The organism is Mitsuaria sp. CC2, assembly GCF_048957715.1.
Classification (GTDB): Bacteria; Pseudomonadota; Gammaproteobacteria; order Burkholderiales; family Burkholderiaceae_C; genus Roseateles.
This window is the reverse complement of sequence record NZ_JARVXN010000014.1, coordinates 59,921-78,800: the sequence shown is the minus strand read 5'-3', so window position 1 is coordinate 78,800 and position 18,880 is coordinate 59,921. Positions and strand designations below refer to the sequence as shown.

At 69.1% G+C, this 18,880-nt stretch carries 20 protein-coding genes; 18 read left to right on the top strand and 2 right to left on the bottom strand.

From position 1 onward, the window contains the following. Window positions 1-100: 100 nt before the first annotated feature. From PV762_RS10130 to PV762_RS10120, 3 genes are read left to right on the top strand one after another with little or no spacing between them, the layout of a single operon-like run. Entirely contained in the window at window positions 101-859 is a 759-nt protein-coding gene (locus tag PV762_RS10130; protein WP_421034912.1) for a molecular chaperone, read from the top strand. Continuing rightward, window positions 843-3,368, top strand: a complete 2,526-nt coding sequence (locus PV762_RS10125; RefSeq protein ID WP_421034911.1) for a fimbria/pilus outer membrane usher protein — start codon at window positions 843-845, stop codon at window positions 3,366-3,368. Before PV762_RS10130 ends, PV762_RS10125 begins: the two co-directional genes overlap by 17 nt. Next, window positions 3,365-3,892 (top strand): spore coat protein U domain-containing protein, encoded by a 528-nt coding sequence (locus PV762_RS10120; RefSeq protein ID WP_421034910.1) that lies wholly within the window; start codon window positions 3,365-3,367, stop codon window positions 3,890-3,892. Before PV762_RS10125 ends, PV762_RS10120 begins: the two co-directional genes overlap by 4 nt. A 54-nt stretch (window positions 3,893-3,946) precedes the next feature. Here PV762_RS10120 and PV762_RS10115 read toward each other — a convergent pair whose 3' ends face one another. After that, a complete protein-coding gene (locus PV762_RS10115) occupies window positions 3,947-5,413 on the bottom strand; it encodes a cryptochrome/photolyase family protein (protein ID WP_421034909.1) in 1,467 nt (488 codons plus the stop codon). 35 nt (window positions 5,414-5,448) lie between these two features. Between PV762_RS10115 and PV762_RS10110 the strand changes: the two genes are divergently transcribed. The 7 genes from PV762_RS10110 to PV762_RS10080 all read left to right on the top strand — a co-directional run bounded on the left by PV762_RS10110 (window position 5,449) and on the right by PV762_RS10080 (window position 11,119). Beyond that, complete coding sequence (locus tag PV762_RS10110) at window positions 5,449-6,027, top strand: YqgE/AlgH family protein (protein ID WP_421034908.1); 579 nt, start codon at window positions 5,449-5,451, stop codon at window positions 6,025-6,027. Between the two features lie 91 nt (window positions 6,028-6,118). Further along, entirely contained in the window at window positions 6,119-6,535 is a 417-nt protein-coding gene (ruvX, locus tag PV762_RS10105; RefSeq protein ID WP_421034907.1) for a Holliday junction resolvase RuvX, read from the top strand. Continuing rightward, window positions 6,532-7,032, top strand: a complete 501-nt coding sequence (pyrR, locus tag PV762_RS10100) for a bifunctional pyr operon transcriptional regulator/uracil phosphoribosyltransferase PyrR (protein ID WP_421034906.1) — start codon at window positions 6,532-6,534, stop codon at window positions 7,030-7,032. Before ruvX ends, pyrR begins: the two co-directional genes overlap by 4 nt. A gap of 4 nt (window positions 7,033-7,036) precedes the next feature. Beyond that, the gene (locus PV762_RS10095; protein ID WP_421034905.1) at window positions 7,037-7,999 is read left to right on the top strand and encodes an aspartate carbamoyltransferase catalytic subunit; all 963 of its coding nucleotides are present in this window, start codon (window positions 7,037-7,039) and stop codon (window positions 7,997-7,999) included. After that, window positions 7,996-9,324, top strand: a complete 1,329-nt coding sequence (locus tag PV762_RS10090; protein WP_421034904.1) for a dihydroorotase — start codon at window positions 7,996-7,998, stop codon at window positions 9,322-9,324. The genes PV762_RS10095 and PV762_RS10090 overlap by 4 nt, the downstream gene beginning before the upstream one ends. After that, window positions 9,324-10,061 carry a lysophospholipid acyltransferase family protein gene (locus tag PV762_RS10085; RefSeq protein WP_421034903.1) on the top strand — a complete coding sequence of 246 codons (738 nt, stop codon included), beginning with the start codon at window positions 9,324-9,326 and terminating at the stop codon, window positions 10,059-10,061. Before PV762_RS10090 ends, PV762_RS10085 begins: the two co-directional genes overlap by 1 nt. Before the next feature lie 185 nt (window positions 10,062-10,246). After that, window positions 10,247-11,119, top strand: coding sequence for a ribose-phosphate diphosphokinase (locus tag PV762_RS10080; protein WP_421034902.1), 873 nt, complete (start codon window positions 10,247-10,249; stop codon window positions 11,117-11,119). Window positions 11,120-11,147: 28 nt separating this feature from the next. Here the strand turns inward: PV762_RS10080 and gpmA are convergent, their stop codons facing one another. Next, window positions 11,148-11,891, bottom strand: a complete 744-nt coding sequence (gene gpmA, locus PV762_RS10075; protein WP_421034901.1) for a 2,3-diphosphoglycerate-dependent phosphoglycerate mutase — start codon at window positions 11,889-11,891, stop codon at window positions 11,148-11,150. 208 nt (window positions 11,892-12,099) lie between these two features. Between gpmA and PV762_RS10070 the strand changes: the two genes are divergently transcribed. The 8 genes from PV762_RS10070 (at window position 12,100) to PV762_RS10035 (ending at window position 18,868) form a co-directional block, all read left to right on the top strand. Then, window positions 12,100-13,308, top strand: a complete 1,209-nt coding sequence (locus PV762_RS10070) for a hypothetical protein (RefSeq protein WP_421034900.1) — start codon at window positions 12,100-12,102, stop codon at window positions 13,306-13,308. A gap of 21 nt (window positions 13,309-13,329) precedes the next feature. Continuing rightward, entirely contained in the window at window positions 13,330-13,758 is a 429-nt protein-coding gene (locus tag PV762_RS10065; protein ID WP_421034899.1) for a hypothetical protein, read from the top strand. An 81-nt stretch (window positions 13,759-13,839) separates the two neighbouring features. Continuing rightward, entirely contained in the window at window positions 13,840-15,354 is a 1,515-nt protein-coding gene (locus PV762_RS10060) for a methyl-accepting chemotaxis protein (RefSeq protein ID WP_421034898.1), read from the top strand. A gap of 63 nt (window positions 15,355-15,417) precedes the next feature. Continuing rightward, window positions 15,418-15,837, top strand: coding sequence for a rhodanese-like domain-containing protein (locus tag PV762_RS10055; protein WP_421034897.1), 420 nt, complete (start codon window positions 15,418-15,420; stop codon window positions 15,835-15,837). Window positions 15,838-15,906: 69 nt separating this feature from the next. Beyond that, window positions 15,907-16,164: a glutaredoxin 3 gene (grxC, locus tag PV762_RS10050; protein ID WP_421034896.1), complete on the top strand. Its 258-nt coding sequence runs from the start codon at window positions 15,907-15,909 to the stop codon at window positions 16,162-16,164. A gap of 120 nt (window positions 16,165-16,284) precedes the next feature. After that, a complete protein-coding gene (gene secB / locus PV762_RS10045) occupies window positions 16,285-16,749 on the top strand; it encodes a protein-export chaperone SecB (protein WP_088406355.1) in 465 nt (154 codons plus the stop codon). A gap of 122 nt (window positions 16,750-16,871) precedes the next feature. Continuing rightward, complete coding sequence (locus PV762_RS10040) at window positions 16,872-17,882, top strand: NAD(P)H-dependent glycerol-3-phosphate dehydrogenase (protein ID WP_421034975.1); 1,011 nt, start codon at window positions 16,872-16,874, stop codon at window positions 17,880-17,882. 32 nt (window positions 17,883-17,914) lie between these two features. Further along, window positions 17,915-18,868: a Bug family tripartite tricarboxylate transporter substrate binding protein gene (locus PV762_RS10035; protein WP_421034895.1), complete on the top strand. Its 954-nt coding sequence runs from the start codon at window positions 17,915-17,917 to the stop codon at window positions 18,866-18,868. The last annotated feature ends 12 nt before the right edge of the window (window positions 18,869-18,880 follow it).

Below are 18,880 nucleotides of genomic sequence, written 5' to 3'. Positions count from 1 at the left end.
TCGCCAGCCGCCTGCGGGCGGCGCACAAGGGAGAGGACGGCTGCGGGCGGCCGGAACGCCTGGGGGGACATCGGACGACAAGACGACAGGAGAGAAACCGATGAACACGATCCGACGTGGGCTGGCCGCCGTCCCGGGCATGACGGCAGTGCTGGCGGTATTCGTGGTGGTGCTGCTGGCGATGCCGGCGGCTCGTGCCGCCGACGTCAGCATCATGCCCGTCAACGTGCGGCTGGACCGCGCGAACGACCGGGCGACGGTGCAGGTCCAGAACAACGGCACCGAGCCGGTGACGATGCAGGCCGAGGGCATCCGCTGGACGCGGGAGAACGGCCAGGACGTCGACGGTCCGACGACGGACCTGCTGGTGAACCCGCCGATCTTCACGCTGCAGGCCGGACAGGTCCAGGTCTTGCGCGTGGGCCTGCGCCGCCCGCCGGACCTGCAGCAGGAGGCCACCTACCGCATGGTGCTGCGCGAGGTACCGGTGGCGCGTCAGGGCGGCGACACGCAGGTGACCGGCGCGGTGCGCGTGCTGGTGGCGTTGCGGGTGCCGGTCTACGTGGCGCCCAACCAGGTGCGGCGGGACTCGAGCTGGAGCGTCCAGCGTGCCAGCAGCGGCGAAACCGTGGCGACGGTGACCAACGCCGGCAACGTCCATGTGAAGGTCAGCGAACTGCGCGTCACCAGCGCCAACGGCGAGGTGAAGTCCATGGCGGTGCCGGGCGCGCAAAGTGTCGTGTTCCCCGGCGAGCAGCGCAGCTACCGCATCCCCACGCCCGCCGGCCCGCCCGGCAATCTGCAGGTCATGACGGACCAGGGGCTGCAGCAGGTCTCGGCCGGTGCGGCGGGCAAGTGAATCCGGCCTGCTGCCGGCGGCGGTCTGCCTGTGCATGACCGCCGCGGCGCAGGCCCAGCAGCCGCCGCCTGCGCCGCCGTCGCCCTCGTCCCTGCCGCCGTCGTTGCCCGCTTCCGACCCGGCGCAGGCGCTGGGCCAGGCCCCACGCTTCGGCGAGACCCTGCTGCTGGGCTTGAAGATCAACGGCATCCCGCAGCCGCAGACGGTGCGCGCGGTGCGCGTTCCCGAGGGCGTCGCCATCCCGCAGGCGCTCTGGACCGAGTTCAAGTTCCGGCCGCCGGCGCTGCCGCCGCGGATGATCGACGGCGAGCTCCACATGATCCTCGGCGAAGGCCCCGGCGAACTGATGCGCTGGCGTGTCGAGGAACTCAGCCAGACGCTCGAGATCGACGCGCCGCCGCAGGCGTTCTCCGACCAGCAGGTCGAGGTGGCGCGTTCCGCCACGCAGGTGACCTTGCCGTCGACCTTCGGGATCTTCGCCAATTACGACGTGCAATGGCAGAAGCGCCTCAGCGGTGACGGCAACGTCGACGGCGTGACCGAACTCGGCGTGCTGACGCCGCGCGGCGACCTCAACCACCAGCAGCTGTATCGCAGCGGCACGGGCGGCGGCTGGGTGCGCCTGGATACGCGCTGGACCATCGACCGTCCCGAGCACCTGACCAGCTGGCGGCTCGGAGACGGCATCGCGCAGCCGGGCACCTGGGGCCAGGCGATGCGCTTCGGCGGCGTGCAGTGGAGCACCGACTTCTCGCTGCGGCCCGGATTCCTGAGCTTCCCGCTCCCGACCCTGCGCGGCGAGGCATCGCTGCCATCGACGGTGGACGTTTTCGTCAACAACAGCCAACGCCTGCAAGGGCGCGTGCAGCCCGGCCCTTTCGACATCAGCGATCTCCCGCTGGTCACCGGCCAGGGGGAGATCCGCACCGTGGTGCGGGACCTGCTCGGCCGCGAGCAGATCGTCGTGCAGCCTTACTACATCAGCCCGTCGCTGCTGAAGCCGGGACTCTCGGCCTACAGCGTCGAGGCCGGATGGCTGCGGCTGAACTACGGGATCGACAGCAACCGCTACGGCCGCGCGGTGCTGGCCGGCACCTGGCGCAACGGGCTCACCTCCGGTTTCACGCAGGAATGGCGCGGAGAGCTCACGCAGCGCCAGCAGGCGCTCGGCGCGACGGGGTTGTGGCTGTTCCCCGCCCTGGGCACGGTGAGCGTAGCGGGCGTGGCCAGCCGCAGCGACGATCCCGAGGCGCGCCGCGGCGCGCTCGCGACGCTGGGTGTCGAACGCCAGGGCATGGACTGGAGCGGCGGCGTGCAGGTCAAGCGCGCCACGGCGGGCTTCACGCAGCTCGGCAACGCGGTGCTGCCGAAGTGGAGCGTCTCGGCGTCGGTGGGGACCTCCTGGAAGCAGTGGGGCTTGGGCATCGGACTCGTGAACCAGGGGGCGCCGCAGCGGCCCGCGCCCCAGGGGCAGCTGCAGGTGGCCAACAAGCTCTGGTCCTTCAACGCCAGCCGCAGCCTCGCCGGCTGGGGTTTCTTCGGCCTGTCCGCGCTGAAGGCGGGCAACGGCGGCGGCACGGCGATCTCGGTCTTCTGGAGCCTGCTGCTCGACGGGAACAAGAGCCTGTCGACGGCCTGGCAGGGCCAGCGCGGCGGCGGGCAGCAGGCGCGGGATCTCTGGCAGGTCCAGTTGCAGAGCAACCCGCCGGTCGGCGAAGGCCTCGGTTACCAGCTGCTGACGGAGTCGCACGGCCGGCAGCAGGCGCAGGCGCAGTGGCAGACCAACGTGGTGGCGCTGGACGGCGGCGTCTCGCGGATGTCGGGCAACACCGACGTGAGGCTCGGCGCGAGCGGCGGGCTGGCGTACATCGACGGCGGCGCTTATGCGAGCCGTCGCATCGACGGGGGCTTCGCCGTCGTGCAGGTCGACAACCAGGCGAACGTCCGCATCCTCCACGACAACCAGCCGGTCGCGCGCACCGATGGCAAGGGGCGGGCGTTCCTGCCGGCGCTGCGGGGCTATCAGGTGAACCGCGTCGGCGTGGTCGCCGACGATCTGCCGCTGGATTCGGAGATCGAGGCGCTGGAGCTGCAGGTCATGCCGGCGGCGCGCAGCGCGGCGCTCATCCGGTTCCCGATCGTGCACAGCCGCACCGCGACCTTCCGCGTCGTCGACGAGGCCGGCGAGCCGCTGCCGCCGGGGACCGATTTGCAGGTCGCCGGATCGAAGCGCACATTCCCGATGGGCCTGGACGGTCGGGCGTTCGTGACGGGGCTGCCCGACGGTGGCGGCGCGATCGGCGACGTGCTGGCACGGCGCGAGGACGGCACGCCGTGCCGCATCGAGCTGAAGCTGCCGGCGCAGGTGACGGAACTGCCGGATCTCGGTACCGTGGTGTGCCGCAGGATCACGGCCTGGTCGACCGGTGCGCCGCCCAAGGCGGGCGCGCCCGCAGCGTCTGTCCCGGCAGAGACCTCTGACACGAACGCCCGAAAGGAGTCGCGATGAACGCCAAACCCTTCCGACGGTCACGCCGGCCAAGCCTGCTTCGGCTTCTGCCCTGGCTGATGCTGACCGGCGCGGCGCCCTCGGCGCACGCGCTGTGCATCCAGGGCTTGTGCTCGTGCACCGTCACGACGACGTCGGTGCTGTTCGCCAACTACAACCCGCTGGCCTACGGCAACACCGATTCGACCGGCACGGTCACGGTGAAGTGCGGCGGCGTCGCGGGCTTGCTGGTCCCGTTCACGGTCGCCTTCGACAAGGGCGGCGGTCCGAGCATCTCCAGTCGCCGCCTGGCATTCGGCGCGAACGCGCTCAACTACAACCTCTACATCGACAACACCTATACGACGGTGTGGGGCGACGGCACCACCGGCACGATGGTCGGCGGCAGTCTGCTGCTCGATGCGCTGGGGCTGTCGCCAGGGCTGGTCTACACCGTCTATGCGCGCATTCCGGGTCGCCAGACCACGGTGCCCCCCGGCGGCCCCTACATCGATGCCGTCAGCGTGACGCTCACGTACCAGTGATGGGCAGGCACAGGGTGCACACAGTGGCCGTGCGCGTTCGCGCGCCGCTGACGCTCACGCGTCGGGGAAGGTCCGGTCCTTGACGACGGCATAGCGCGCCATCGTCGCCATGCGCGCCGTCTCATGGCGCACGACCGGTTCCGGATAGTCGCGGCCCAGCACCACGCCGCAGGCCGCGAGCGCCTCCGGCTTCGCCAGCCACGGCGCGTGGATCAGCTTGGGCGGCAGCTTCGCGAGCTGCGGCAGGTAGCGCTTGATGAACTTGCCGTCGGGATCGAACTTCTCGCTCTGGTTGACCGGATTGAAGATGCGGAAGTAGGGCTGCGCGTCACAGCCGCTGGAGGAGGCCCATTGCCAGCCGCCATTGTTGGCGGCGAGGTCGAAGTCGATCAGCTTCTCGGCGAAGTAGGCCTCGCCGCGACGCCAGTCGATGCCGAGGTCCTTGATCAGGAAGCTGGCCGTCACCATGCGCAGCCGGTTGTGCATGTAGCCGGTCTCGTTGATCTGGTGCATGGCGGCGTCGACCAGCGGATAACCGGTGCGGCCCTGGCACCAGGCCTCGAAGTCCGCATCCGCGTCGGGGCCGTCGGCCCAGGCGATGCGGTCGTATTCGGGCCGGAACGCACCGCCGACGACATGCGGATGGTGATGCAGGACCTGGTGGTAGAAATCGCGCCAGATCAGCTCCGACAGCCAGATCTGCGCGCCCGCGCTCGCGGTCCTGCCGCGCGTCGGGGCGTAGGCGCGCGCCCAGGCTTCGCGCGCCAGGCGGCGGATCGAGATCGTCCCGAAGCGCAGGTGCGTGCTGAGGTAGCTGGGACCCTTGGCGGCCGGGAAATCGCGCGTGTCGCCGTAGCGGTCGATGCGCTCGAGGAACTCGTCGAACAGCCGCTGGGCGCCCGCGCTGCCGCCGGTCAGCGCAGCGGCGAGACCGGCCGGTTCGAACCCGATGTCGCCCAGCGCCGGAACGCCCCGTTGCGGGGCCTTCGCCAGATGCGACGCGTAACGCTCGACCGGATAGCTGCTGAGGAAGAAGGGATTGATCTCCCGCAACCACGCGTTCTTGTAGGGCGTGAAGACGCCGTAGGGCTTGCGTGAACCGGTCAGGATCTCCGAGCGCTCGAAGACCACGTGGTCCTTGAAGCTCTCCACCTGCACGCCGCGTGCGAGCAGCGTTCCGCCCACGTCGGCGTCGCGGCGCAGGGCGTCCGGCTCGTCGTCGTGGTTGAAGTAGAGCGTGTCCACGCCCAGTTCAGCCGCCAGGGCGGGCATCTGCTCCCGCGCGGCGCCGTGGCGCACGATCAGCCCGGCGCCTGGCGCCAGCGCCGCCAGATCCGCGTCGAGCACGCGCAGGGCGTCGAGGATGAATTCCACGCGGCGGTCCGCGCGCGGCAACGCGTCGAGGATGTCCGTGTCCAGCACGAAGGCGCAGAACACGCGTTCGTGGTGCTTCAGGGCGTGGAAGAGGGCGGCGTGGTCGTCCGCGCGCAGATCGCGCCGGAACCAGACAAGGGCGTTCATGGAGAGCGAGTGTCGGTGAAATAGAATCCGTCCCTATGTCCAAGGAACGCATCGACCTGACCAACCAGTTCCTGATCGCCATGCCGGGCATGGTGGACGAGACCTTTGCCGGCTCCGTCATCTACCTGTGCGAGCACAACGAAAAGGGCGCGCTGGGCCTGGTCATCAACAAGCCGATCTCGCTGACCCTGGGCAACCTGTTCGAGAAGGTCGAGCTCGAGTTGTCCGACCTGGACATGGCCGCGCGGCCGGTGTTCTTCGGCGGGCCGGTGCAGACCGAACGCGGCTTCGTGCTGCACGAGGCGCTGGACGAGCAGGGCAACCACTACAGCGCGACGCTGGCGGTGCCCGGCGGGCTGGAGATGACGACCAGCCGCGACGTGCTGGAGGCGCTGTCCAACGGCGCCGGTCCCAAGCGCGTGCTGATCACGCTGGGCTACAGCGGCTGGGCCGCGGGCCAGTTGGAGGAGGAGCTCGGCCGCAACGGCTGGATCACCGTCGACGCCAAACCCGAGATCATCTTCGACACGCCGATCGAGGAGCGCTACGACAAGGCGCTTGCCTTGCTCGGTATCGACCCGCGCATGCTCAGCCAGGAGGCCGGGCACGCATGATGACGGTGAGCCGCCCCGTCGCTGCGCTCCTGCCCCCAAGGGGCGCTGCCCGCCTAGGGGCGGCCCGGCGCCGGGCATGACCGGAGGCGTCATGAGCACTGTCTCTTCCGCTTCTTCCCCCGCTGCCTACGTTTCCCCGCTCGGTTTTGATTTCGGTACCAAGCGCCTCGGCGTGGCGACCGGCAACCGGATGCTGGGGAGCGCGCGCGGGCTCCGGACCATCACCGAACAGGGCGATGCCCGCTGGGCGGCGATCACCGCGCTGATCCAGGCGTGGGAGCCCGATGCGCTGGTCATCGGCGTCCCGCGCCATCCGGACGGCGCGCCTCACGAGATGACGGCCCGCGCGCTCAAGTTCGCCGGGCAACTGCGTGGCCGCTACCGGCTGCCGGTGGTCGAAGTCGATGAACGCTACACCAGCGTGGAAGCCCAGTCGCAGGGCGCGCGCGACCTCGATGCCGCGAGCGCGGCATTGATCCTCGAACAATTCTTCCGGGAACACCCATGAGCACATTGCACCTCGATGCGGAAGCGCTCTACGCCGACCTCGTGCGCGGCGTCCAGCGCCTGCTGCAACCCGACAGCGCGCTGGTCGGCATCTGGTCGGGCGGCGCCTGGCTGGCGGAGCGTCTCCAGCAGGACCTGAAGCTGGCCGGCCAGCACGGCGTCATCTCCAGCGCGCTGCATCGCGACGACTTCGGCAGCAAAGGCATGAACGCGAGCGCCGACCACACCAAGCTACCCTTCGACATCGAGGGTCGCCACGTCCTCCTGATCGACGACGTGCTCTACACCGGACGCACGACGCGAGCCGTGATCAATGAACTGTTCGACTTTGGCCGCCCCGCCAGCGTCACCCTGGCGGTGCTGGTCGACCGCGGCGGCCGCGAACTGCCGATCGAGCCCGCGTTCTCCGCCGCGCGCGTCGCCGTCGCGCCGAACCAGCGCCTCAGCCTGGTGAAGGGTGACGAAGGCCGATTCAGCTTCGACGTGAAGGAGGACTGATCCCATGCTGAGCAAACGCAACCCGCAGCTGAACAAGCATGGCGAACTGATCCACCTGCTGTCCACCGAAGGCCTGCCCAAGGCCGTGCTGCATCAGATCCTGGACACGGCCGGGACCTTCCTCTCGGTCAACGACCGCGAGGTCAAGAAGGTGCCGCTGCTGCGCGGCAAGTCGGTGTTCAACCTGTTCTTCGAGAACAGCACCCGCACCCGCACCACCTTCGAGATCGCCGCCAAGCGTCTCTCCGCCGACGTCATCAACCTGGACATCGCGCGCTCCAGCGCGGCCAAGGGCGAGACCCTGCTGGACACCGTGGCCAACCTGTCGGCGATGCACGCGGACATGTTCGTCGTGCGCCACAGCGAATCGGGCGCGCCCTACCTGATCGCGCAGCACTGCGCGCCGCATGTCCATGTGGTCAACGCCGGCGACGGCCGCCACGCGCATCCGACGCAGGGCCTGCTCGACATGTACACGATCCGCCACTACAAGAAGGACTTCACCAACCTCACCGTGGCGATCGTCGGCGACATCGTGCACTCGCGCGTCGCGCGCAGCGACATCCACGCGCTCACGACGCTGGGCGTCCCGGAGATCCGCGCGGTGGGACCCAAGACGCTGGTGCCCGGCGACCTCAAGGACATGGGCGTGCGCGTGTGTCACGACATGGCCGAGGGCGTGAAGGATGCCGACGTCATCATCATGCTGCGCCTGCAGAACGAGCGCATGAGCGGCGCGATGCTGCCGAGCACCGGCGAGTACTTCAAGAGTTTCGGCCTCACGCCTGAGAAGCTGGCGCTGGCCAAGCCCGATGCGATCGTGATGCATCCGGGCCCGATCAACCGCGGCGTGGAGATTTCGTCCACCGTCGCCGACGGACAGCACAGCGTCATCCTGCCGCAGGTCACCTTCGGCATCGCGGTGCGCATGGCTGTCATGTCCATCCTCGCGGGGAACGAAGCATGAAGATCCTCATCCAGAACGGTCGGCTGCTCGATCCCGCCTCGGGCCTCGACCAGGTCGGCGACCTCGCCATCGCCTCGGGCCGCATCGTCGGTCTCGGCGGCGTCGGCGACTTCAACGCCGATCGCGTCATCGATGCCACTGGCCTCGTGGTCGCACCGGGTCTCGTCGACCTCGCCGCGCGTCTGCGCGAGCCGGGCCACGAGCACGAAGGCATGCTGGAGAGCGAGCTCGCCGCCGCCGCCGCCGGCGGCGTCACCAGCCTCGTCTGCCCGCCCGACACCGATCCCACGCTCGACGAGCCCGGCCTCGTCGACATGCTCAAGTTCCGCGCCCGCAAGCTCAGCCGCTGCCGGCTATTCCCGCTGGGCGCGCTGACGCGCGGCCTCGCCGGCGAATCCCTGACCGAAATGGCCGAGCTGACCGAGTCCGGCTGCGTCGGCTTCTCGCAGGCCTACGTGCCCATCCGCAACACCCTGACCGTGCAGCGTGCGATGCAGTACGCGGCCAGCTTCGGCTATACGCTGTGGCTGCATGCGCAGGATCCCTGGCTGAGTGGCGGCGTCGCGGCCAGCGGCCCCGTGGCGACGCGGCTGGGTCTGTCAGGCGAGCCGGTCGCCGCCGAGACCATCGCGCTGCACACGATCCTGGAACTGGTGCGCGTCACCGGCTGCCGCGTCCACCTCTGCCGCCTGAGCAGCGCCGCCGGCGTCGAACTCGTGCGCCAGGCCAAGAAGGACGGCCTGCCGATCACGGCCGACGTCTCGATCAACTCGCTGCACCTCAGCGACGTCGACATCGGCTACTTCAACTCGTCCATGCGCCTGCAGCCGCCGTTGCGCCAGCAGCGCGACCGCGCCGCGCTGCGCGCCGCGCTGGCCGACGGCACCATCGATGCGCTCGTCAGCGACCACAACCCCGTCGCCGCCGACGAGAAGACCTTGCCTTTCGCCGAGGCGACGCCCGGCGCGACCGGGCTGGAGCTGCTGCTGAGCCTCGCGCTGCGGTGGGGCCAGGACGAAGGGCTGCCGCTCGCGCGGGCGCTCGACACCATCACCGCGCGTCCGGTGAAGGTGCTGGGCAGCGCGCTCGGCTCGCTGGCGGCGAGCGCGGGCCGGCTGGTCGAAGGCGGCGTCGGCGACGTCGTCGTCTTCGATGCCGAGGCCAGCGGCGCGGTGACACCGGAGCGTCTCGTCAGCCAGGGCAAGCACACGCCGTTCGCGTTCGACATCACCGGCTTCGAATTGCCGGGCCGGGTGCGCTACACGCTGGTGGCCGGCACGGTCGCCTACGAATCGCTGGTCACCGAAGCCGAGCGGACCGTCTGATGCGTGCCCTGGTCGGGGCGTGGCGTGCGCTGCGGATGCTCGCGCACATCGGGCACGGGGTGTACCTCGTCCAGTTTCGCTGGCGTCGTCTGGAGACGCCGGCCAAGCAGCGCTATGTGGGCTGGTGGTCGGCCAAGCTGCTGCGCGTGCTGGGTGTGCGACTCGAATCGCCCGGGCCGCAGGCTCCGTCGCCGCGGCTGATCACGGCGAACCACATTTCCTGGCTGGACATCGCAGCGATTCATGCGGTGATGCCTGAAGCGCGCTTCGTCTCCAAGGCTGACATTGCGACCTGGCCGCTGGTGGGCGCACTGGCGACGGCGGTCGGCACGCTCTACATTGAGCGAGCCAACAAGCGCGATGCGCTGCGTGTCGTGCACAAGACGGCCGAGGCGCTGGCTGCTGGCGAGACGGTGGCGGTCTTCCCCGAAGGTACGACAGGTGCGGGTTACCCGTTGCTGCCTTTGCACGGCAATCTCTTGCAGGCGGCGATCAGCACGCACACGCCGCTGCAGCCCGTGGTGCTGCGCTGGCATCAGCCCGGCGTGCCGTACAGCGATGCGGCGCAGTACATCGGTCAGATGTCGTTGATGGAAAGTCTCTGGCGCATCCTGACCGCCAAGGACCTGGCGGTCGAAGTGCGATCGCTGCCCGCGATGCCCACCGAGGGTCTTGATCGCCGCCACCTGGCGGGGGCTCTTTCGGACCGAATCGACAACGCACTCCCAAGGCCCTGAGTCCTGGGTCGTTCGGGGACGGCAAGTCGTGAGGTTTCCGCGCTTGCCGCGGGGGCCTCATGACTTGGCGGCCAAGCGCGCCGTTGCTGGCAGGTAGGCGGTCATCCCCCAACCGCCGGGCTCAGTTCGCCCAGCCCGGGTATGCCGGATGCCCTCCGGGTCCCGATTGGTGCGAGGATCCGGCGATGCTGCTTTGTTTCGAAGATGAACAGGAGTTGGCCACGCGTCTGGCGCGTGAGCTGGGTCGGCCGCTGGGTGTGATCACGCGCCATCGATTTCCGGATGGGGAACTGCGGCTGATCCTTCCCAAGCCGTTGCCGGTCGACATCATTGTGCTGCGTGGATTGCAGCATCAACCGAACGATCGACTGGTCGAGCTCCTGATCGCGGCGCCTGCGGCGCGCAGCTGGGGCGTCCGGCACCTGATGCTGGTGGCGCCGTACCTGGCCTACATGCGGCAGGACATGGAGTTCACGCCGGGTGAGGCGGTCAGCCAGAGGCACATCTCAACCTTGCTGTCGACGCAGTTCGACCGTGTCGTCACGGTGGATCCGCACCTGCACCGCATTGCGAGTCTCGACGAGGTGATGCCCAAGGGGAAGGGCGTGGCGCTGTCGGCCGCGGCCCTGCTGGGGCGCTTCATCGCCGTGCAGGAGCCGGGGGCGGTGCTGGTCGGTCCGGACGAAGAATCCGGCCAGTGGGTCGCGGAGGCGGCGCGTGCCGCGAAACTTGAATTCGCGGTCGGCCGGAAGGTGCGCTTCGGCGACACCCAGGTGCAGCTGGCGTTCCCGGACCTGGAGGTGCGCGGTCGGGCCGTGGTGCTGCTCGACGACATGGCGTCGACGGGCCGCACCTTGATCGGATCGGCGCGCGAGGCGCTGGAGCGCGGCGCGGCCAGCGTGGATGTCGCGGTCACGCATGCGCTGTTCAACGGCGATGCGTTGCCGGCGCTGCGGGCGGCCGGCGTCCGTCACGTCTGGAGCAGCAACGCCGTGCCGCACGAGAGCAACGCGGTCTGCGTTGCCGAACTGCTGGCGACGGCGCTGCGGCGGAAGTAGAGCGCCGCTCCCGCGGCGCTGCCCGACCTTACGCCTTGCCCTGGTTCGCCACGGCCGCGGCCGCCTTCGCGGCGGCTTCGGCGTCGCCCAGGTAATAGCTCCTGATGGGCTTCAGGTCCTTGTCCAGTTCGTAGACCAGCGGGATTCCGTTGGGAATATTCACGCCAACGATGGCTTCGTCGGCGATGCCGTCCAAATACTTCACGAGGGCGCGGATCGAGTTGCCGTGCGCGGCGATCAGCACGCGCTGGCCCGACAGAATCGCGGGTGCGATCTGTTCGTTCCAGTAGGGCAGCACGCGGGCCACGGTGTCCTTCAGGCACTCGGTCAGCGGCACGTCCGAGGGCTGCAGTCCGGCATAGCGGATGTCGCCGCGCTCGCTGCGCGGGTCCGACGCTTCCAGCGCCGGCGGCGGGGTGTCATAGCTCCGGCGCCAGACGAGCACCTGCTCGTCGCCGTACTGCTTGGCCATGTCCGCCTTGTTCAGACCCTGAAGGCCGCCGTAGTGGCGTTCGTTCAGGCGCCAGCTGTGCTTCACCGGCAGCCATTGGCGATCCATCTGATCCAGGCAGTGCCACAGGGTCCAGATGGCGCGCTTGAGCACGGAAGTGTGGGCCACGTCGAAATCGACGCCGGCTTCCTTCAGCAGACGGCCCGCCTGCTTGGCCTGCTCCACCCCGGTGGGCGTCAGATCCACGTCGGTCCAGCCGGTGAAGCGGTTCTCGAGATTCCAGGTCGATTCGCCATGGCGAATCAGCACGAGCTTGTACATGGGTCTTGGGTGGGTTCGTGAGGTTTGGCCGGTTTCCGGCAGGCCCGGCGGATTCTAGAGGCAGCCCTCCAGGGCGGTTCGCTCAAGCCGGCTTCCGAAGGGCCGACAACTGCTTTCGTACCGGGCGAAAGGCGCACCCGCGCCCCAGTTTGGTTCGCAAAAAGAACATGCCCGCGTTGGGCATTCACGCTGTAGAGGAGTACTTGCAATGATGGTGGTGAAGAACTTGCGCATGACGCCCTTGGCGCTGGCGCTGGTGGTTTTCGGCGCGCAGGCGCAGGGCCAATCGGACTCGATGTTCTCTTTCTCGGGCTTCGGCACCGTCGGTCTCACCGGCGCGACCAAGGACGGCGCCGAGTACGTCATCCCGGGCCAGGTCCACGGCGCCGACAAGACGATCAGCGGCGAGGTCGACAGCAAGCTGGGCCTGCAGGGCACGGCGAAATTCAACTCGCGGTTCTCCGCGACGGTCCAGGTCCTGACCAAGCAGACCGGCAAGGGCGACTGGACGCCGCAGGTCGAATGGGCTTTCGCCAAGTGGCAGGCCACGCCGGGTCTGGCGATCCGCGCCGGCCGCATCGGCGCGCCGTTCTTCGCGGTGTCCGACTTCCGTGACGTCGGTTATGCCAACACCTGGCTGCGCCCGCCCATCGACGTCTACGGCCAGGTGCCGGTGAGCCACTTCGACGGCGCCGACGTGAACTGGACGACGCAGGTCGCCGGCAAGAGCGTCTCGCTGCAGGCCTTCGGCGGCGAAGCCTCGTCGTACGTGCGCCAGACCAAGCTCGAGATCAAGAAGATGGTCGGCATCAACGCCACCGTCGAACTGGCCGACGGCCTGAACCTGCGCGTCGGTCACGCGCAGGGCAAGCTGACCGCGCACAGCGCCACCGTCAATTCGCTGGTCGGCGCGCTGCGCCAGACGCCGTTCGCCTCGGTCGGCAACGAGATCGACGCCACCGACAAGGACGCCAGCTTCTCCGGTGTCGGACTGACTTACGACGAAGGCCAATGGGTTGTCGCCGCCGAGTACACCAAGCGCCGCAACGACTCGTTCGTGCCGGACACCACCGGCTGGTACACGACCGTCGGCTACCGCGTCGGCAAGTTCACGCCCTACGCGACGCTGTCGCAGCAGAAGACCGACAGCAGCAATGTCAACAACACGATCCCGGGCACGGTCGTGGTGGGCGGCCTGCCGCTGCGCGCCGTCGTGGACGAGGTGACCGCCGCACAGAGCACGCCGCAGAAGACCATCGGTCTGGGCGTGCGCTGGGACGCCTGGCGAAACATCGCCATCAAGGCCCAGTACGACAGCATCAAGACCACCGGCGCCGGCCAGTTCTACAACGTCCAGCCGGGCTTCAACAACGAGCGCGTCGGCGTCTACAGCGTCGCCGTCGACTTCGTGTTCTAAGCATCAGAAAAAGAGGTCCCCATGCAGTTCAACATGATCAAGCCCGTGATCGGCGCGGCGCTGTTCGCCGCTGCCGTGGCCGCGCAGGCGCAGGTCGCCGTCGTGGTCAATCCGAAGAGCCCCGTCGCCAGCATGACCGCCGACCAGGTCGCGAGCATCTTCCTGGGCAAGTCCAACCAGCTGCCCAACGGCAGCGCCGCGCAGGCGGTGGATCTGCCCGACAGCGCCGCGGCGCGCGAGCACTTCTATTCGAAGGCCACCGGCAAGTCGTCCGCGCAGGTGAAGGCCGCCTGGTCGCGCCTGGTGTTCTCGGGCAAGGGCACGCCGCCGAAGGAACTCGGCAGCGCGGCCGACGTGAAGAAGTTCGTCGCCGCGAATCCCGATGCCATCGGCTACATCGAGAAGTCGGCCGTCGACGGCTCGGTGAAGGTGGTGCTCAGCGTCGACTGACGCCGCCGCCCGGGCGGCCTGCAGGCCGTCCGGGCCGACCTGGGGAGGTCGTTGGAGACACAGGATGTATTGGAGACAGGCATGAACTTGAAGACCCGTATCGCGATGCTGCCGGTGCTGGCCGCGATCGTTTTCGCGGTGGGCATCGCGGTGGTGCTGTTCTTTTCGTCGAGGACCTCGGGCGCGATCCACGCGCTGGGCGAGGCCGACTATCCGTATCTGGTGGCCACCAACCAGGTGGCCGCGCAACTCGAGGCGTTGGGTGGGACGATCCAGTCCGCCGTCGCCGAGGGCGAGAAGAAGCGTCTGGATGAAGCCGCGGAGCGCGCGACCGCGATGCGCAAGGTGATGGCGACCATCAAGGCGATCCCCGGCCGCGCCGATGCCGGCGCGAAGCTGGAAAGCGGCTTCGAGGCCTACTACGCCGCGTCGGTGGACACCGCGCAGCTGTTCCTCGGCATCAAGCAGGGCGATCAGGCGGGTTCGATCCCGAAGATGCAGGCGGCGCAGAAGGCGCTGGAGCAGACGCTCGCCGACGCGCGCGCCGATGCGAAGACCACCTTCGACGCGACGCTGTCCAGCGCCGAGAAGGGCGTCGGCGCCGGCCTGTGGGCGACCGTGCTGAGCGGGCTGATCGTCGTCGTGTGCCTGGGCGCGGGCTCGTGGCTCTTGATCGCCAGCGTCTGGCGCCAGCTCGGCGGCGAGCCGGAGTACGCCCGCGACGTGATGCGCCAGATGGCCGAGGGGGACCTCTCGCAGACCATCCGCGTCGCGCCGGGCGCGGAGGCCAGCCTGCTGGCCGCGGTGCGCGACATGTCGCAGGGCCTGTCGGCGATCGTCGGCAATGTGCGCAGCGGCACCGACTCGATGACGGTCGCTTCGCGCGAGATCGCCGCGGGCAACCAGGACCTGTCGGTGCGGACCGAGAAGCAGGCCGGCTCGCTGGAGCAGACCGCGTCCAACATGCAGCAGCTGACCGAAACCGTGCGCCAGAGCGCCGACGCGGCCAGCCAGGCCAACCAGCTGGCCGGCAGCGCGGCCACCGTCGCGAAGAAGGGCGGCGAGGTCGTGGGGCAGGTCGTCTCGACGATGGACGAGATCAGCGCGAGCTCGCGCAGGATCGGCGACATCATCGGCACCATCGACGGCATCGCGTTCCAGACCAATATCCTGGCGCTGAACGCGGCGGTCGAGGCCGCGCGCGCAGGCGAGCAGGGTCGCGGCTTTGCCGTGGTGGCGAGCGAGGTGCGTTCGCTGGCGCAGCGCAGCGCCGAGGCCGCCAAGGAGATCAAGGCGCTGATCGGCGCGAGCGTCACGCGTGTCGAGGCCGGCTCGCGGCTGGTGCAGGACGCCGGCGCGACGATGGAGGAGATCGTCGCCAGCGTGCAGCGCGTCTCCGACATCATCAGCGAGATCACTGCGGCCTCCGCCGAGCAGAGCCAGGGCATCGGCCACGTCAACGAGTCGGTGGTGCAGCTCGACCAGATGACGCAGCAGAACGCCGCGCTGGTCGAGCAGGCCGCCGCTGCCGCCAGCAGCCTGGAGCAGCAGGCCCGGGCGCTGCAGTCGGCCGTGTCGACCTTCAAGTTGAACTGACGGGCCTTCCTGGCGGAGTTTCTATAATCCTCGGCTTTTGCATCCAACCGAACGGGCCCCGCCTTGAAGTTCCTGATTGAAAACTGGTATCTCGTGCTGTCGGCCCTGGTGTCGGGCGGTCTGCTGCTGTGGACGTCGATGCGCGGCAAGGCGGGCGGCGTGCCGACGGCCGAGGCGGTGCGCCTGGTCAACCGCGAGAAGGGTGTGCTGGTCGACGTGAGCGAGCCGGAGGAGTTCGCCGCCGCTCACGCGAAGGGCGCCCGCAATGTGCCGCTGTCGACCTTGACTGGCACGGACCTCCCGGCCAAGCAACTGCCCGGCAACAAGGCCCTGCCGGTGGTGCTGATGTGCAAGACCGGCGCACGCGCGCAGCGCGCGGCTGGCATCCTGCAGAAACAGGGCTACGCGAACGCGGTCGCTGTCCAGGGCGGTCTGACCGCCTGGCGCGAGGCGAGTTTGCCCGTCGAGAGTTCCGCGGCCTGACCGCCCTGGCGACCGCGCCGGCATGACGATTGCCGAAAGACGCTCGACACGATTCTTGGAGAACTGGCGATGGCCGCCGTGAAGATGTATACGACCCTGGTCTGCCCGTACTGCGTGCGGGCCAAGCACCTGCTCAAGCAGCGGGGCGTGGACCAGATCGAGGAAGTGCGCGTGGACCTGGATCCGTCGCAGCGCGACACGATGATCCAGCAGACCGGCCGCCGCACGGTGCCGCAGATCTTCATCGGCGAGACCCATGTCGGCGGTTGCGACGACCTGATCGCGCTGGACCAGCGCGGCGGCCTGCAACCCTTGTTGCAGGCCTGATACCTCCTGACCCGAAGCCGTCGCCGATCTCCGGAAACCCCTCACCGGACTGTCGCGAACGCTCGGTCATAATGCCCGCCACGGCTCGCCGCTGGCGGGCTTTTTCATTTGGATGACCCCATGGCCGACGACAACAACGCTCCCGTGTTCCAGATCCAGCGCATGTACCTGAAGGACCTGTCGCTGGAGCAGCCCAACGCCCCGGCGATCCTGCTGGAGCAGGCGCAGCCGCAAGTCGACATCAAGCTCTCGCTGGCCGCCGAACCGGTCGCCGAAGGCCTGTTCGAAGTCAGCGTCACCGCCACCGTCACGACGACGGTGCAGGACAAGACCCTGTTCCTGATCGAAGCCAAGCAGGCCGGCATCTTCGAGATCCGCAACCTGCCGCAGGACCAGCTCGAAGGCATCCTGGCGATCGTCTGCCCGCAGATGATCTACCCGTACCTGCGCGCGATCGTCTCCGACGTCTGCACGCGCGCCGGCTTCCCGCCGGTGATGCTGACGGAAGTGAACTTCCAGGCGATGTTCGAAGCCCAGCAGGCGCAACTGGCCGCCAGCGGCCAGGGCGAAGGCGCACCGAACTGAGCGTCGCACGCCCATGAACGCGCCGGCTTCGCGGACCTGTCCGCAGGCCGGCGCGTTTCATTGCGAGATTCATTTCATCGAGCTCTTCATCGATTTTCGAACCGACCATGACTGCTCCGCGCATGAAGATCAGCGTGCTCGGCGCCGGTGCCTGGGGCACGGCGCTGGCGATCGCCGCGAGCGCGCGCCATGAGGTGACGCTGTGGGCGCGCGACGCCGGCGCGATCGCCGCAATGCGCACCGACCGGTGCAACGTCCGCTACCTGCCCGGGTCGCCGTTGCCGGCCGCGCTTGCACTGACCGACGACCTGGACCGGGCGATCGCGCAGGGTCGCGAGGGCTTGATCGTCATCGCGACGCCGATGTCGGGCCTGCGCGGGATGTTGGCGCAGTTGCCGCCTGGCGCGCGTGCGCAGTGGCTGTGCAAGGGCTTCGAGGCCGGCACCGGGCTGCTCGGCCATGAGATCGCCCGCGAGGTCGCGCCGCGGTTGGCCACCGGCATCCTGTCCGGGCCGAGCTTTGCGCAGGAGGTGGCCGCCGGTCAACCGACTGCCCTGGTGTCCGCCTCGGGTGACGCGGCGCTCGCCCAACTGGGCGTGTCGGCGTTCCACAGCGAACGGCTGCGGGTGTATTCGTCGGCCGATCCGGTCGGCGTCGAAGTCGGCGGCGCGGTGAAGAACGTGATGGCGATCGCCGTCGGCATCGCCGATGGCCTGCGACTCGTCGCCGAAGCGAAGGGCTTGAAGGGGCCAGGTCTCAACGCCCGAGCCGCGCTGATCACGCGCGGACTCGCCGAGATGCAGCGGCTGGCGCTCGCGCTGGGCGCGCAGCAGGAGACGCTGCTCGGGCTCGCGGGCCTGGGCGATCTCGTGCTCACGGCCACCGGTGACCTGTCGCGCAATCGTCGCGTGGGGTTGCTGCTCGCCGAGGGCCTGGACCTGCCGGGCATCCTCGTGAAGCTGGGTCATGTCGCCGAGGGCGTCTACAGCGCACCGACGGTGCTGGTCCGCGCCAAGCGCGCGGGTGTCGACATGCCGATCACCGCCGCGGTGGTCGACGTCCTGGAAGGCCGCATGACCACGTACGAAGCCCTGGACGCGCTGATGGGGCGTCAGGCCAAGTCCGAGTGGTGAAGCGCCGCGGGTGGATCGCCGCGGCTGGCGCCATGGCCGCCACGACCGCATTCGGCACGTGGCCGCTGTCCGGCCGCGCGGCGACGACCTGGCCCTCGCGGCCGATCCGCCTCGTCGTGCCGTTCCCCGGCGGCAGTTCGCCCGACCTGATCGCGCGGTATCTGGCCGAGCCGCTGGCGCAGGCGCTCGGCCAGCCCGTCGTCATCGACAACAAGCCCGGCGCGGGCGGCAACATCGGCACCGGCGCGGTCGCCAAGGCCGCGCCCGACGGGCACACGCTGCTGTTCACGATCCAGGGGCCGTTGATCACCGCGCCGCTGCTCGCGAAGGCCTTGCCTTACGACCCGCAGCGCGAGCTGCGTGCGGTCAGCTTCATCGCGAGTTCGCCGAACGTGCTCGTCGTGCCGCCGTCGCTCGGCGTGGACACGATGGCGCAGTTCGTCGCGTTGGCGAAGCAGCGCGCGGGGGCGTTGAACTACGGCAGCATCGGGATCGGCAGCGCGGCGCATCTGGCGATGGCATCCTTCATCGCACGTGCGGGGTTGAAGCTGGTCCATGTGCCGTATGCCGGTTTCCCGCAGGTGGTGAACGCGATGCTGGCCGGCCAGATCCACGCCGGCTTCATGGTGCCGGCCATCGCGATGCCGCAGGTGAAGGCCGGGAAGCTGAAGGCGCTCGCCGTGACCAGCGCAGGACGCTTCGGCGCGCTCGCGGAACTGCCGACCGTGGCCGAGTCCGGATACCCCGGCTTCGAAGCCACGTCGTGGCAGGCGGTGCTTGCGCCTGCCGGCACGCCCGAGGCGATCGTCCGGCGCGTTGCTGATGAGGTCATCCGCATCGTGCGCAGCGACGCCTTCCGGCGCGAATTGCTGCCGCTCTACTTCAGTGCGGCAGGCACCTCGCCAGAAGGGCTCGACAGCCTCATCGGCGACGAACGCAAGCGCTGGGGCGCGCTGATCCGGCAGCTCAAGCTGGAACGCGAGTAGGCGTCCTGTGAC